Here is a 14,715-nt window from a genome sequence, read left to right on the forward strand (position 1 = left end):
TGCCGGTGTGGCTGTGGTGTTTCAGCCACTCATTGGGATGCGCGCGACAAGATCGCCAGGTAAGGACACACTGGCGAGGCCGATGGTCATCGATGGGCTCCCAGCACGGAGTACGCGCCCCTGCGGGCGATCACGACACCGATGCCGAGCGCGAGGATCAGCCCCCACACGGGCAGACCGTCCGTCTGCAGGGCGAAGGTCGTACGGCTGGCGGCCAGGGTGGGCGCCACGACTACGGCGGCCCACACCGCCACCAGCGCAACGGCCGCACGGGTCACGCCGACGACACCGCCGAGCGCCAGGGTCGTCGAGGTGAAGGCCAGACAGGGCAGCAGCCACTGCGCGGCCGTCATCCCCGTCACCCAGCCGGCCGCCAGCAGCGCGGGGACGACCACGGCGAGCACGGAGGCGGTGCGCCGCAGCACCAGGTACAGCCCGGCCCTGGGCGCCGAGGCCGTCAGCTCGTACGCCGGGTCGAGCCCGCGCGACCACGACGCCGCGACGCCGAGCACGGGCAGGACCGGGGAGAGCAGAAGTACCAGTGACACCTCGCTGGATCCGGTGCCGACCAGGTCGAGCAGGAGAGCGAGCAGTGTCACGCTCACGACCATGGCCAGCCACGGCACCATCACCGGCGTCATCCACGCCGACAGCCACGCCGACCAGCGCCGCCGGCGCGGCATCGTGGCGGTGGCGGCCAACTGGGGGCCGAGGCCGGACCACACCGTGTCGACCAGTGCCGCCACGGCGGACGCCTGCGCCGTAACGGCGGCCGACAGCCGGTCACGGCACACCCGGCACGCCTCCAGGTGGGCCTCCAGAGCCCACAACTCGTCGGCGGCGATGTCCGTGTCGCCGCGCGCGTAACCGTCGATGATCCGCATCGACGCATGCTCCACGCTCATACCAGCGCCCTCCGCATCGCAATCCTGGCCCGGCGGGCACGGGTCTTGACCGTGCCCTCCGGCAGCCCGAGCAGGACCGCGGTCTCCCGGACGGACAGCCCGTCGAGCACCATGGCCTGCAGTACCTGCCTGAGCTCCGGCGCGAGGCGCCGCAGCGCGTCGCCGACGTCACCGCCGACGGTTGGTCCGAGCGCCTCCTCCTCGGCGGCAGGCGCCGCGTCGGGGAGAGCGGCGGCCAGCGGCGGCTCCGCGTGGTGGGCCCTACGCCGGAAGGCGTCGACGAGGCGCCGCGCCGCGATCGTCCACAGCCAGCCGACGGCCGTCCCGCCCACCGACGCCCCCGCGAACGCACCCGCCGCGCGCCACACCGCCAGATACGTCTCCTGCATGACCTCGGCGACGATCTGCTCGTCCGCGCAGCGGCGGCGCAGCCGCACCGCCATCCACGGCGACGTACGCCGGTACAACTCCTCGAACGCGGCACGGTCGCCCTTGGCCACCAGCCGGACGAGACGCTCCTCGTCCAACTCGTGCAGCACTGCTCTGACTGATCTCACACCTCCTAGACGCCCGAGCCGGGCCGCAGGTTTTCCCACCGACGTGATCCCGGCCACATGTGGGAAAACCCGTGGGTTCCACTCACCTGAAGTTTCGCCGCTATGCAGCGGTAGCTTCGCTGGTCTGGACGGTCTCGCGGAATAGGGCGGGGGGAGAGCTCGGAGTACCGGATCGACTCGCCCTCGCAGTGGCCGGACAGCATGATGACCAGGGCCCGGTCGCTGCCGTGCTCGAAGATGCCGTCTCTGGTGATCCAGCGGCTCCAGCCGCGGGCCTCGCCCAGGGCTCGGGCCGTCTGCGGGGCCCGGACAAGCCAAGGGTTGGCCAGGTCAGCGTGCCGTTCCCGGTCGAACCGGTGAAAGTCCCGGACCGTGGTGAAGAGCGGCAGCTGCACCCAGCCCGTGATCACACGAGGCGGATCGGGAACCGGTGGTCGCTTCGCTTCAACCCACGCGGGGCAGGGGCGGTACGGCCGGTCAGGCTTGATCCGCGGCACGCAGGGCTCGCGCCAGCCACTCCAGCTCCTCGGACGCGTCGGGAGACGAATACTGTCCGCGCACGCGGGCAACGAGCCTGCGGTAACGCTCCGCCCCTGCCTCGATCCCGGCTTCCAGGCACAACAGCACGGCGGCCCGATCGGCGTCGCCGAACAGCTCGGACAGCACTTCGGCCGCTGCCGGTCCCTCGGGGGCGATCCCGCGCTTTCTCACCTCCGCGACGGTCTGCACGACCTGCCTGGCCCACCAGATGGACGCCCCGGGGGCACGACTCTGCCCGGGGACGGGGGTACTCAGCTCCAGCATGGTGCGCATCCGGGCTCGGAAGCCGGGGTCCCGCACCAGCTCGGCCAGTTCGATCCAGGCGTCGACCTGCTCGGGTGTGGGGTCGTCGGGCAGTTCGATGCTGAAGGTGCGCATGCGGTCACGCAGGCGCGGGCCGACGTCGAGACCGCCGAACACCTCCTCCTTGAACTCGTCGATGATCTGCTTGCGTTCGGCGGCGGAAAGCCGTGCCAACCGGTTCATCAGTGCTGTCTCCTCAGCGGTCGAACCACGTTTCGATACGGTGGACAGGACGGCCCGGCTCACCTTGAGGGAGCGGATCTGCGCGTCGAGCGCGGCCACGTGCGCGTCGGCGACCTCGGCGACCGTGGTGCGGCCGCTCAGGACGCGGCACACGTCCTCGAGCCCGAGGCCCAGCTCCCGCAGGGTGCGGACCAGCTCGACGCGGGCCACGGACTCGGCGTCGTACAGCCGGTAGCCGCTCGCGGAGCGGCCCACGGGCGGCACCGCTCCCTCGTCCGACCAGAAGCGCAGGGTGCGCACCGGAAGGCCGGTGCGGTGCGCGAGCTGGCCGATGGTGAGCACGTCGGGGCGTTCGTCTTCCATGGGCGAGATCCTGGACCCTCCAGCCGCTGGAGACTCAAGCGCCCGGGCGCGCGAGCCGGTGGATCTTGACGTCGAGGGGCTTTCCGCCGCTTGCCGTGGCGGTCATGCAGGTCCACAGGAGCTCGTGAGGACCTGGCACACGACGGGGCTCAGCGAAGGCGCATCAGCCCCGAGCCGCGGCTTGAGATCGCCACTCGAACGGTCCACCGCATACGTGCTGAGCAGGGCCTTCAGCCGGTCTCGGGCTGTCGAAGATCTCCACCCCATGTAGCTGGGCGGACACCGACCAGTCCCGCAGGATGCGCGTGTACGTACCCCATGACGAGGGCGCCGGGCAGTTTTCCGTCGGCCGCAGGCGAAGCCACTGGTTCGCGGCCGCTGTCGCCCGCAGCCCTTGCTCGTCCTCGAAGAGCAGGTCGTCGTCGACGAGGAAGGCCACGAGCCACGACAGTTAAGCGTGAAAAACGGCTGCCTCTCCTCCGCGCGGGTGCATCCGACGGAATCGGCCGGTCACGTCGTGCGCGTGTCCGGGCAAGCGGCGACACCCGTTCGACGAGACCGGCCTGACGGTGCACAAGTTGCGCGCCGGGGGAATCCCTCGTTGGCGCGCTTGATGCGGCGCCACTGGTTCTGGAGGTACATCGACTGCGCCTGAAGGATCAGTACGGGCCCGGGCCTGTGCTCAGGTGGTGGAAGACGCCCGCTGAGGCTCGGCGGCTCAAGGCAGGGGCGGGGATCGATCGTCGAGGCCGGTCGGCCGGCGCCCGGCTGCGCGGACCGGGCTGGCCTTCAACTGGTTCACAGTCCCAGTGCCAGCCGGTAGTACGCCTGGTTCCAGCGGAGATCGCGCCGGAACTGCTTCGGGGTGGTGGTCTCGTCGATGAGGACGAGTTCCAGGCGGAGCATTTCCGCCAGGTCGTCGAGGTGGTCGGAGGCCAGGGCGGTGCTGAGGACGGTGTGGTGCGGTCCTCCGGCCGTCAGCCAGGATTCTGTGGAGGTCCGCAGGTCGGGGCGGGGCCGCCAGACCGCGCGGGCGACGGGCAGTGCGGGCAGCGGGTGAGGGGATGCCACCACGTCGATGTCATTGGCGATCAGGCGGAAGCGGTCGCCGAGGTCGGCGAGCCCGACCACCACGGCCGGGCCGGGTGCCGCGTCGAACACCAGCCGCACCGGGTCCTCCCGCCCGCCGATGCCGAGGGGGTGGATCTCGCAGCTGGGCCTGGCGGCCGCGATGGTGGGGCAGACTTCCAGCATGTGTGCGCCGAGGATGAGCTCGTTGCCGGGTGTCAGGTCGTAGGTGTAGTCCTCCATGAAGGAGGTGCCGCCCGGGAGGCCGGCGGCAGCCACCTTGAGGGCGCGCAGCAGGACGGCGGTCTTCCAGTCGCCCTCTCCTCCGAAGCCGTACCCCTGGGCCATGAGCCGCTGGACCGCGAGGCCGGGCAGCTGGCGCAGTCCGCCCAGGTCCTCGAAGTTGGTGGTGAAGGCCCCGAAGCCGCCCGTTTGGAGGAAGGTGCGCAGGCCGGCTTCGATGCGGGCCGCGTAACGCAGCGCGTCGTGCCGTTCGCCGCCCGGTCGCAGTTCCGGCGCCAGGTCGTACAGGTCGGCGTACTCCTCGACGAGGGAAGCCACGTCGGTCTCGTCCGCGCTGTCGACGACCTTCACCAGGTCGTTGACGCCGTAGGTGTTGACGGAGACGCCCAAGCGCAGCTGGGCCTCGACCTTGTCGCCCTCGGTGACGGCCACGTCGCGCATGTTGTCGCCGAAGCGGGCGACCTTGAGGGTGGCCAGTTCGGATCGTGCGGCGGCCGCCCGCGCCCAGATCGCGACGCGTGCGCTCGTCTCGGGATCGGTGACATGGCCGGCCACCGTTTTGCGGGGTACGCCCAGACGGGTCTGGATGTGCCCGAACTCGCGGTCTCCGTGGGCGGCTTGGTTGAGGTTCATGAAGTCCATGTCGATGGTGTCCCAGGGCAGGGCCACGTTCGACTGGGTGTGGAGGTGCAGCAACGGCTTGCGCAGCGCGTCCAGTCCGGCGATCCACATCTTGGCCGGCGAGAAGGTGTGCATCCAGGCGATCAGCCCGATGCACCGGTCGTCGGCGTTCGCGTCGAGGCACACCCGGCGGATGGCGTCGGCGTCGGTCAGTACCGGCTTCCACACCACGCGCGCGGGAATGCCGGAGGCGTCGGCCAGCGCGGCGGCGATCTGCAGCGACTGTTCGGCGACCTGCTTCAGCGTCTCCTCCCCGTACAGGCCTTGGCTGCCGGTGAGGAACCAGATTTCCTGGGCGGGGAATGTTCGGCTGGGCACATGGACTCCTGAAGGTGACGTCCCGCAACGGTGGTGAGGGCGGCGGGCGGGTGGAATGCGGGAACGGACAACGGGGCGGGGGTCAGCCCGCGGTGTGGGTCGTGTCGCGGATGTGCCTGAGGCGGTGCAGCAGGCCACCCGTGGCGAAGTGGTCGTGCAGGAGCCGGTATTCGGCGAAGAGGGCGTCGTACGCCTCGGCCCGGGTGGCGTCGGGCAGGTAGACGGCCGGCAGCCGGCGGCCCATGGCGGCGGTGGCCGTCCGTACGTCGCCGTGCGCGCCGGCGGCTACGGCGGCGTGGATGGCCGACCCGAGGGCGGGGCCCTGGTCGGACGCGGCCAGGGAGACGGGGCGGCGCAGCACGTCGGAGTAGATCTGCATCAGCAGTTCGTTCTTGGCCAGTCCGCCGGCGACGATGAACTCGTGGACCGGTACGCCGCCTGCTTCCAGGGCCTCCACGATGACGCGGGTGCCGAACGCGGTGGCTTCGAGCAGTGCGCGGTAGACGTCCTCGGGGCGGGTCGCGAGGGTGAGACCCACGATGACTCCGGAGAGGTGGTGGTCGACGAGGACCGAACGGTTGCCGTTGAGCCAGTCGAGGGCGACCAGTCCGTGTCCGCCGACCGGCTGGCCGGCGGCCTTCCGGGTCAGCAGGGTGTGCAGGGCCTCGCCGCGCTCGGCGGACTCGGCGAGGTAGTCCGACGGGACGCCTTGGTCCAGCACCCAGGCGAAGATGTCGCCGACCGCACTCTGGCCGGCCTCGTAGCCGTAGGTTCCCTCGACGATCCCGCCGGCCACGACACCGCAGATGCCGGGGACGTCGGCGAGGACGGGGGAGTTCACGACGTGGCAGGTGGAGGTCCCCATGATGGCGAGCAGTTGTCCGTCCTCGACTGCCTGGGCCGCCGCCGCGGTGACATGGGCGTCGACGTTGCCCGCGGCCACGGCGATGCCGGGGCGCAGCCCTGTCCACGCTGCCGCCTCCGTACTGAGCGAGCCCACTCGTGATCCCAGAGCGGAGAGGGGGAATTCGAGACGGGTGCGTGCGAAGTCGGCGAACCGGGGGTTCAGCGCGGCCAGGTACTCCTCGCTCGGGTAGGCGCCGTCCTGGTGGATGCCCTTGTATCCGGCGGTGCAGGCGTTGCGGGACTCGGTTCCGGTGAGCTGCCACACGATCCAGTCGGCGGCCTCGATCCACCGCGCGCAGCAGTCGTAGACGAGCGGGTCTTCTTCCAGGACCTGGAGCGCCTTCGCGAACTGCCACTCGGCGGAGATCCGGCCGCCGTAGCGGGCGATCCACTTCTCCCCGCGGGCGTGGGCGAGTTCGTTGATGCGGTCGGCATGGGACTGGGCGGCGTGGTGCTTCCACAGCTTGGGCCACGCGTGGGGCCGTCCGGCGAGCTCGGTCTCGGCGAGGGGAGTCCCGTCGGCCAGCGTGGGCAGGACGGTGCAGGCGGTGAAGTCGGTGGCGATGCCGATCACCGCGGCGGGATCGATCCCGGCCGCCGCCAGGGCCTGCGGGACGGCGCGACGCAGTACGTCCCGCCAGTCCTGGGGGTGTTGCAGGGCCCAGTCCGGAGGCAGCGGCGCACCGCCTTGCGGCAGGTACCGGTCGATGACGCCGTGCCGGTAGGGGTGGACCGCCGCGGCCAGCTCCTGACCGTCGCGAACCCGCACCACCACGGCGCGGCCCGACAGGGTGCCGAAGTCGACACCGACCGTGTACTGCTCCGATTCCTCGGAAGGAGGGGCGGGCGCGAGGAGATGGGGTGACGTCAACAGAGTGCCTTTCGAAGGAGCCGTGGGCGGCACGCGGCGCGGCCCGGCAGCCGGAGATGCCGTCCCGACCATCCTGGCGGTCGGCGGAGGATCCGATGAGCTTGCAGTGTGAGCGCTAACAATGTCGATAGGCAAGGGGTCTGCGTGGATCATGTGGGAGACCCTCATGGTGCGGCGGCCTTCGTATACGGGGCCGCGGCTCGATATGCCTTTGGTGCGAGGCGGGTTGAGGACTCCGATTCGGGTAGGCGGGGTCGATGGTCGCGCGAACGGATGGAGTCAGCGTTGTTGTCGCACGTGACGGGGTAACGGACAGGTAACGCGCGCAAAGGGGTTGAGAACCCGGCTTGTTAGCGCTCACAATGCGACGGCGCCCCCTCAAGGGCATCCCGCTCCTGTCGCCCCGCCCCCGCCCCCGCCCCCGGCCCCCGCCCCGGCCCCGCCACGCCCATGACCACGGGCGCAGCCCGGCACCGGCCGAGCCTCATCCGTAGCCCCCGAAAGGACACCCGTCATGGCTCGCAGAGCAGCCCTCGTCCTCACCGTCGCCCTTCTCGCCTCCTCGGCGCTGACCGCCTGCTCGACCGAGGGTCCCGCCTCCGCCCCGGCCTCCGGGGCCAAGACGGGCTCCGGCGGCACGATCACCATGGGCTTCGCCCAGGTCGGCGCCGAGAGCGGTTGGCGTACCGCCAACACCAAGTCCGTCCAGGAGGCGGCGAAGAAGGCCGGGATCGAACTCAAGTTCTCCGACGCGCAGCAGAAGCAGGAGAACCAGATCAAGGCGATCCGCACCTTCATCCAGCAGAAGGTCGATGTGATCGCCTTCTCGCCGGTCGTGGAGTCCGGCTGGGACACGGTGCTCAAGGAGGCCAAGGACGCGGGCATCCCGGTCATCCTCACCGACCGGGCCGTGGACACCAAGGACACCTCCCTCTACAAGACCTTCCTGGGCTCGGACTTCGTCAAGGAGGGCAAGTCCGCGGGCGAGTGGCTGACCGGCGCGTACGCGAACGAACAGGGCCCGGTCAACATCGTCGAGCTCCAGGGCACCACGGGCTCAGCACCCGCCAACGACCGCAAGGCCGGCTTCGCCGATGCCATCCGTGCCGACGGCAAGTTCAAGATCGTCGCCTCGCAGACGGGCGACTTCACCCGCGCCAAGGGCAAGGAGGTCATGCAGGCGTTCCTGAAGTCCCAGAAGGACATCGACGTCCTCTACGCCCACAACGACGACATGGCCCTCGGCGCCATCCAGGCCATCGAGGAGTCCGGCAAGAAGCCCGGTACGGACATCAAGGTGATCTCGGTGGACGGAATCAAGGACGCCTTCGTCGCCATGACCGAGGGCAAGATCAACGTCGTGGTGGAGTGCAACCCGATGCTCGGCGACCAGCTGATGGAGCTGGCCAAGAAGGTCGTGGCGGGGGAGAGCGTGCCGACCCGGGTCGAGACCCAGGAGGGCGTCTTCCCGCAGGACAAGGCCGCGGCCGCCCTGCCGTCCCGGAACTACTGACGCGACAGGTTTTGGTGCCGGAGGAGGCCCGGCTCCGGTGCCTCCTTCACCCTCCGGAGCCCGCTCCACCACCCCACACATGAGAGGAGGGCGGATGATGCATCCGTCCACCCCGCCGGCCACGGGCGCCGGCGGCCCGCGGCCGGTCCTGGAAGCCCACGACATCCGCAAGCGGTTCCCGGGCGTGCTCGCCCTCGACGGAGTCGCCCTGCGGCTCTTCCCCGGTGAGGTGCACGCCCTGATGGGCGAGAACGGCGCCGGGAAGTCCACCTTGATCAAGGTGCTCACCGGTGTCCACCCCGCCGACGGCGGCGCCATCCTCGTGGGCGGCCGGCCCCACGCGTTCACGGACCCCCTCCAGGCGCAACAGGCCGGAATCAGCACCGTTTACCAGGAGGTCAACCTCTGCCCGAACATCTCGGTAGCCGAGAACATCCTCATCGGGCGCGAACCGCGCCGGTTCGGTCTCATCCACTGGTCCGCGATGCGGCAGCGGGCGGCAGAGCTGCTGACGGAACTCGACCTTGATCTGGACGTCACCAGTCTGCTCGATTCGCACTCCCTGGCGGTGCAGCAACTGGTCGCCATCGTCCGGGCGGTGGACGTCTCGGCGAAGGTGCTCGTGCTGGACGAACCCACCTCCAGCCTGGATCGCGAGGAGGTCGCCCAGCTCTTCACCCTGGTGCGGCGCCTGCGGGACCGCGGTGTGGCCATCCTGTTCGTCACGCACTTCCTCGACCAGGTGTTCGATCTCTGCGACCGCGTCACGATCCTGCGCAACGGGCGCCTGGAGGGCGAGTACCCCATCGGCGATCTCACCCCGGTGACGCTGGTGCAGCGCATGATCGGCGGAGAACTGGCCACCCTCGACCAGTTGTCCGGTCGTGCCCACGAGGAGGCGGCCGAACGGGCGGCCGGCGAGCCGTTCCTCCAGGCCCGACAGCTGACCCGTACGGGCTCGATCGAACCGTACGACCTTGACATCCATCCCGGCGAGGTCATCGGACTGGCCGGCCTCCTGGGCTCGGGCCGCACCGAGGTGGCGCGCCTCCTGTTCGGCGCGGACAGCGCGGACGCCGGAGAAGTGAGCATCGAGGGCGAGAAGGTGGTCCTGCGCAGCCCCCGCCACGCCATCGCCCGGGGCATCGCGTTCTGTTCCGAGAACCGCAAGTCCGAGGGACTGGTGGGCGAGCTCACGGTCCGCGAGAACATCGTCCTCGCCCTGCAGGCCGCCCGCGGCTGGACCAGGCCGCTGGCCCGTGCGAAGCAGGACGAACTGGCGCGGCACTGGACAGAGGCCCTGGACATCCGCCCCGCCGACCCCGAAGCGCAGGTGCGCCACCTCAGCGGAGGCAACCAGCAGAAGGTCCTCCTCGCCCGCTGGCTGCTGACCGCACCCCGGCTCCTGATCCTCGACGAACCCACCCGGGGCATCGACATCGGGGCCAAGGCGGAGATCCAGAAACTCGTGGCCCGCCTGGCGGGCGAAGGCACCGCCGTGCTGTTCATCTCGGCGGAACTCGAAGAGGTCCTGCGCCTGAGCCACCGCATCGCCGTGCTCCGCGACCACCGCATGGTGGCCACCCTCGCGAACGACGACACCGTCACGCCCGAACGCCTCCTCACCACCATCGCCACCGGAACGGACTCATGACCACCCAGCCCGCCAAGTCCGAGGCGGCCGCCGCGATCGGGAGACGGCTGGCCGGCCACCGCCTGCTGTGGCCCGCGCTCATCCTGCTCGCCCTGCTCCTCGGCAACCTCGCGTTCCACCACGACTTCTTCTCCGTCCGCGTACGCGACGGCCATCTCTACGGCAGCCTCATCGACATCCTCCAGTTCGGTGCGCCACTCATCCTGGTGGCGCTCGGCATGACCCTGGTCATCGCCACCCGCGGGATCGACCTCTCGGTGGGTTCCACCGTCGCCATCGCCGGCGCCCTCGCCTGCGGGCACATCTCCACCGCCGCGCATGCCGGCAGCGTCGCCACTCTGCTCACGGCCGTCGCCCTCGCGCTCGGCGTCGCCCTCGTGCTGGGCCTGGCCAACGGCTTCCTGGTGTCCGGGCTGGGGGTGCAGCCCATCGTGGCCACCTTGATCCTCATGGTCGCGGGCCGCGGCGTCGCCCAGCTGATCACGGACGGCCAGATCGTCACGGTGACCAGCGCCCCCTACAAAATGATCGGCGGGGGCTACTGGCTGACCTTCCCGTTCGCCGTCCTCCTGGCGGCCGCCCTCGTCGCGCTCACCGCCCTCGTCACCCGCCGCAGCGCACTCGGCATGCTGATCGAGTCCGTCGGCGGCAACCCCGCCGCCAGCCGCCTGGTCGGCATCCGCGCCGGCGGCCTGCTCGCCCTGGTCTACGTCTTCAGCGCCCTGTGCGCCGCCGTCGCCGGACTGATGATCAGCTCCAACGTCTCCAGCGCCGACGGCAACAACGCCGGCCTGTGGATCGAGCTCGACGCGATCCTCGCCGTCGTCGTCGGCGGCACCGCACTGACCGGAGGACGCTTCTCCCTCGGCGGCACCGTCCTGGGCGCCCTGATCATCCAGACCCTGTCGACCACCGTCTACACCCTCGGCGTCCCACCCGAGACCACCCTCGTCTTCAAGGCCTTCGTCGTCATCGTCGTCTGCCTCGTGCAGGCCCCGGTCTTCCGGGCGAAGGTCCTGCGCCGCCGCAGGACGACCACTCCCCGATCCCACACCACGGCGGGCGCCGCCCCGCTGCAGCAGGAGGTACGCGCATGAGTACCGGCATCGCGAGCGCCGCCGCGCACCTCACCCGCCCCTTCGCGACCGCGTCCCCGCGCACCCGCACCCGTATCCCACTGATCGTCACGGCCGTCCTGCTGGCCGTCATGTTCAGCGTCGGATCGGTGCGCTACGAGGGCTTCCTCTCGGCGCAAGTCGTACTGAACCTGCTGATCGACAACGGATTCCTCCTGGTCGTCGCGGTCGGGGCGACCTTCGTCATCCTCACCGGCGGCATCGATCTGTCCGTCGGCTCCATGGTGGCCCTGTCGACCATGCTCACCGCCTGGCTGGTCGAGTCGCACGGCTGGCCCCTGGCCACCGTCATCCCCCTGGTCCTGCTCGTCGGCGCCGGGAGCGGGACGCTCATGGGCTGGATCATCCACACCTTCGAGATCCAGCCGTTCATCGTCACCCTGGCCGGCATGTTCCTCGCCCGCGGGCTCTGCTACACGATCAGCACCGAATCCATCACGATCAGCGACCCCACGACGGCGGGAATCGCGCAGACCCGGCTGTACGGCCCGGGAGGACTGTTCGTCTCGATCCCGGTGGTCATCGCCCTGGCCGTGCTGGTGATCGCCTTCGTCGTCCTGCACCACACGCGCTTCGGCCGCAACGTGTACGCGCTGGGCGGCAACGAGTCCTCCGCTCGGCTGATGGGTCTTCCGACGGGCTCCACCAAGATCGCCGCATACGCCGTCAGCGGCCTGTGCTCCGCACTCGGCGGCCTGTTGCTGACCTTCTACATGCTCTCCGGCTACGCCCTCCACGCCATGGGCATGGAACTCGACGCGATCGCCGCCACCGTGATCGGCGGCACGCTGCTGACCGGAGGCTCCGGCTTCGTCCTGGGCACCGCCCTCGGCGTGCTCGTCCTCGGCACGATCCAGACGGTGGTCAACTTCCAGGGCACGCTCAGCTCCTGGTGGACCCGGATCGTCATCGGTGCCCTGCTGCTCGTGTTCATCGTGCTGCAACGCCTGATGAGCGGCCGCCGCCCCGCCGCCGACTGACTCCGGCTCCGCAGCCCACCCGCCCGTGCCACCGCGTTCGCGTGCCGCGATCACAGCTTGGTCCCGGCGCGCATCCGGTGGACCGACTTCCAGGGAATGCCGTCATGGAACACGCATACGAATCTGTCGACCAGGCCGCCGAGCCCAGGCAGACGGCCGCCTGTCCGCGGACGGCCCGCCCCCTGCGTCTGGACGATGGCGGAACGGGGGAGAGGTGGCGGTTCGGCTTCCCCGGCAGGGCCCGTGCCGAGGTCCACACGCGCGGCGCCCGGCTCCGTTCACTGATCCTGCCGGACCGCTGGGGCCACACCGCTGACGTGGTGCTCGCGCCCCGCGACCCCGCCGCCTGCGAGGGTTCCGCACGCTACTTCGGTGCGACGGTGGGCCGTTACGCCAACCGCATCGCACGCGGCGGGCTCGTAGTCGACGGCGTCACCCACCGGCTCGCCACCCAGGAGACCGGGCACACATTGCACGGTGGTCCCGACGGGTTCGACCAGCGCCTGTGGCGGTGCGAACCCTTCCACTCGGCGCACCGCACCGGTGTCCGTCTGTTCCTGCACAGCCCCGACGGCGACCAGGGATTCCCCGGTGCCCTGAACGTGCGCCTCACCTACACGCTGGACCGCGACGACAACCTGACGATGTCGTACCAGGCGGTCGCCGACGCCCCGACGATCGTCAACCTCACCAACCACGCCTACTGGAACCTCGAAGGGGAGGGGCGCGGCAACGTCCTGGCCCACCACCTCCAGGTCGCGGCCCCCCTCTACACCCCCGTCGACGCCGAGTTGATCCCCGACGGCTCCCACCGCCCGGTCAGCGACACCCCGTTCGACCTCCGCCGGCACCGGCGTCTCTCCGACGCCTTGACCCATACGGAGGCGCAACTGGCCCTCGCCGGCGGAGGCTTCGATCACAACTGGGTCCTCGACGACGCCCGGCGAGACAGTCCTCGTAAGGCCGCTGTGCTGTACGCCCCCGCATCCGGCCGCCGCATGGAGGTGCGCACCACGGAACCGGGCATCCAGGTCTACACCGCGCAAGGCCTGACCGGTGACATCACGGGCAAGGCAGGCAGGCCGTACCACGCCTACGCGGGGGTCGCGCTGGAGACCCAGCACTTCCCGGACTCCCCGAACCGCCCCGACTACCCGACGGTCGTCCTGCGCCCGGGCGAGCTGTACCGGTCGACCACGATCCACAGTTTCACCACGGTCGCCGCCTGAGAGGGGCGGCGGCGGCCGTAGCCGCTGTCCGGTGCCGGGGGGCACCGGACAGCGGCTTTGGTGCCTGCGCCCGGTTTCCCGCGTACGAAGGTGCCCCCGGGGCCCGGCCTCCTGCGAGAGGGGTCAACCGCCGGGCACGTGGGGGTCATTCGCCGGGGGGAGCGATCCTGCGGGCCGTGCTGGCGCGCACGATGAGCTCGGGCGCCACCACCAGGTGGGTCGACTCGTCGGTCCTGCCCTCGATGTGGTCCAGGAGCAGCCCGATGCTGTCGCGGCCGAGCGAGGCGAAGTCCTGGCGGATCGTCGTCAGCGGGGGCGGGAAGAACTCCGCCTCGGGGATGTCGTCGAAGCCGGCGACCGCCACGTCCTCGGGCGTCCGCAGGCCCGCTTCCCGCAGGGCCCGTAGGACACCGAGGGCCATCTGGTCGTTGGCGACGAACACCGCGGTGAGGCCGGCTCCCTGCCCTCGTGATGCCAGGACCCGCCCCGCCAGCTGCTGGCCGGCCTGGTATCCCGACAGTGGACTCCAGTCGCCTCGCAGCACGGGCGGCACCTCGGCGCCGGCATCGCGCAGCGCGTCCTCCCACCCCTGTGTGCGGGCCTCGCTCTCGAGCCAGTCGGGGGGGCCCGCCACGTGCCACACCGTGGCGTGGCCCGACGCGAGAAGGTGCTCCGTGATCATGCGGGCGCCGAGGTTCTGGTCCAGCGACACCCCCGGCAGGTCGAGGGTGTGGCCGCCTTCCACGGTGACCACGGGGCACGGTGCCTCCAATGCCGCCAGGGCGCGCACCGCGGCGCGTTGCGGAGTGACGGCGACGATGCCCTCCACGCCCCATCCGGCGAGGTGCTGCATGGCTTCGGCGAGAGCCGTCTGCGTGGCGGTCCGAAGCGTGACGGCGGACGTCAGGTAGCCGCGGTCCCGAGCGGCCTCCTGCACTCCCGCCACGGTGCTGGCGGGGCCGTGCAGAGTGGTGTTCACCGCGATGACGCCCAGCGTGTGGGTCCGGCGGGTGGCCAGAGCCCTGGCCGCCGAATTGCGGCGGTACCCCAGCTGCTCGATGACCTGAGTCACCGCGGCCCGGGTCTTGGCGCTGACGTTCGGGTGGTCGCTGAGCACCCGCGAAACGGTCTGATGGGACACGCCGGCGACGCGCGCGACGTCCGTCATCGTGGGCGCTCGCGAGACGTCTGGGAGCTGGGTCAACTCTCTTCCTTTCCTCATCGAGCGGCCTTCCCTCAAGGTACCGAACCAGCCGCGGCCCGCA

At 70.6% G+C, this 14,715-nt stretch carries 11 protein-coding genes; 5 read left to right on the plus strand and 6 right to left on the minus strand.

Going from position 1 to position 14,715, the window contains the following annotated elements; all coding sequences use genetic code 11:
- Positions 1–86 precede the first annotated feature (86 nt).
- The 5 genes from ACGFYQ_RS37390 to ACGFYQ_RS37410 all read right to left on the minus strand — a co-directional run bounded on the left by ACGFYQ_RS37390 (position 87) and on the right by ACGFYQ_RS37410 (position 6,938).
- Entirely contained in the window at positions 87–905 is an 819-nt protein-coding gene (locus ACGFYQ_RS37390; RefSeq protein WP_365951840.1) for a zf-HC2 domain-containing protein, read from the minus strand.
- Positions 902–1,462, minus strand: coding sequence for an RNA polymerase sigma factor (locus ACGFYQ_RS37395; RefSeq protein WP_365951841.1), 561 nt, complete (start codon positions 1,460–1,462; stop codon positions 902–904). The genes ACGFYQ_RS37390 and ACGFYQ_RS37395 overlap by 4 nt, the downstream gene beginning before the upstream one ends.
- Positions 1,463–1,939: 477 nt before the next feature.
- Complete coding sequence (locus ACGFYQ_RS37400; protein ID WP_393751043.1) at positions 1,940–2,851, minus strand: MerR family transcriptional regulator; 912 nt, start codon at positions 2,849–2,851, stop codon at positions 1,940–1,942.
- A gap of 798 nt (positions 2,852–3,649) precedes the next feature.
- Positions 3,650–5,161 carry an L-arabinose isomerase gene (gene araA / locus ACGFYQ_RS37405; protein WP_393751045.1) on the minus strand — a complete coding sequence of 504 codons (1,512 nt, stop codon included), beginning with the start codon at positions 5,159–5,161 and terminating at the stop codon, positions 3,650–3,652.
- An 82-nt stretch (positions 5,162–5,243) separates the two neighbouring features.
- Entirely contained in the window at positions 5,244–6,938 is a 1,695-nt protein-coding gene (locus tag ACGFYQ_RS37410; protein WP_393751047.1) for a ribulokinase, read from the minus strand.
- Between the two features lie 514 nt (positions 6,939–7,452).
- Here ACGFYQ_RS37410 and ACGFYQ_RS37415 point away from each other — a divergent pair.
- From ACGFYQ_RS37415 to ACGFYQ_RS37435, 5 genes are all read left to right on the plus strand, one after another.
- Positions 7,453–8,451 (plus strand): ABC transporter substrate-binding protein, encoded by a 999-nt coding sequence (locus ACGFYQ_RS37415; protein WP_112447263.1) that lies wholly within the window; start codon positions 7,453–7,455, stop codon positions 8,449–8,451.
- A 94-nt stretch (positions 8,452–8,545) separates the two neighbouring features.
- On the plus strand, positions 8,546–10,105 hold the full coding sequence (locus ACGFYQ_RS37420; protein WP_393751050.1) for a sugar ABC transporter ATP-binding protein: 1,560 nt from the start codon (positions 8,546–8,548) through the stop codon (positions 10,103–10,105).
- Positions 10,102–11,202, plus strand: a complete 1,101-nt coding sequence (locus tag ACGFYQ_RS37425; protein ID WP_393751052.1) for an ABC transporter permease — start codon at positions 10,102–10,104, stop codon at positions 11,200–11,202. Before ACGFYQ_RS37420 ends, ACGFYQ_RS37425 begins: the two co-directional genes overlap by 4 nt.
- Positions 11,199–12,221 (plus strand): galactofuranose ABC transporter, permease protein YjfF, encoded by a 1,023-nt coding sequence (yjfF, locus tag ACGFYQ_RS37430; protein ID WP_393751054.1) that lies wholly within the window; start codon positions 11,199–11,201, stop codon positions 12,219–12,221. The genes ACGFYQ_RS37425 and yjfF overlap by 4 nt, the downstream gene beginning before the upstream one ends.
- Positions 12,222–12,325: 104 nt before the next feature.
- Positions 12,326–13,450: an aldose epimerase family protein gene (locus tag ACGFYQ_RS37435; protein WP_393751056.1), complete on the plus strand. Its 1,125-nt coding sequence runs from the start codon at positions 12,326–12,328 to the stop codon at positions 13,448–13,450.
- 145 nt (positions 13,451–13,595) lie between these two features.
- On the opposite strand, the gene ACGFYQ_RS37440 is transcribed toward ACGFYQ_RS37435, so the two are convergent.
- Entirely contained in the window at positions 13,596–14,672 is a 1,077-nt protein-coding gene (locus ACGFYQ_RS37440; protein ID WP_374777184.1) for a LacI family DNA-binding transcriptional regulator, read from the minus strand.
- Positions 14,673–14,715: the final 43 nt, after the last annotated feature.

The sequence above is a fragment of the Streptomyces sp. NPDC048258 genome (genome assembly GCF_043201995.1).
GTDB lineage: Bacteria > Actinomycetota > Actinomycetes > Streptomycetales > Streptomycetaceae > Streptomyces.

What these genes read in the sequence shown, in the direction of transcription:
- ACGFYQ_RS37390 (WP_365951840.1), bottom strand. Translation starts at nt 905, where the DNA reads ATGAGCGTGGAGCATGCGTCGATGCGGATCATCGACGGTTACGCGCGC.
- ACGFYQ_RS37400 (WP_393751043.1), bottom strand. Translation starts at nt 2,851, where the DNA reads ATGGAAGACGAACGCCCCGACGTGCTCACCATCGGCCAGCTCGCGCAC.
- ACGFYQ_RS37415 (WP_112447263.1), top strand. Translation starts at nt 7,453, where the DNA reads ATGGCTCGCAGAGCAGCCCTCGTCCTCACCGTCGCCCTTCTCGCCTCC.
- ACGFYQ_RS37420 (WP_393751050.1), top strand. Translation starts at nt 8,546, where the DNA reads ATGATGCATCCGTCCACCCCGCCGGCCACGGGCGCCGGCGGCCCGCGG.
- ACGFYQ_RS37425 (WP_393751052.1), top strand. Translation starts at nt 10,102, where the DNA reads ATGACCACCCAGCCCGCCAAGTCCGAGGCGGCCGCCGCGATCGGGAGA.
- yjfF (WP_393751054.1), top strand. Translation starts at nt 11,199, where the DNA reads ATGAGTACCGGCATCGCGAGCGCCGCCGCGCACCTCACCCGCCCCTTC.
- ACGFYQ_RS37435 (WP_393751056.1), top strand. Translation starts at nt 12,326, where the DNA reads ATGGAACACGCATACGAATCTGTCGACCAGGCCGCCGAGCCCAGGCAG.
- ACGFYQ_RS37440 (WP_374777184.1), bottom strand. Translation starts at nt 14,672, where the DNA reads ATGAGGAAAGGAAGAGAGTTGACCCAGCTCCCAGACGTCTCGCGAGCG.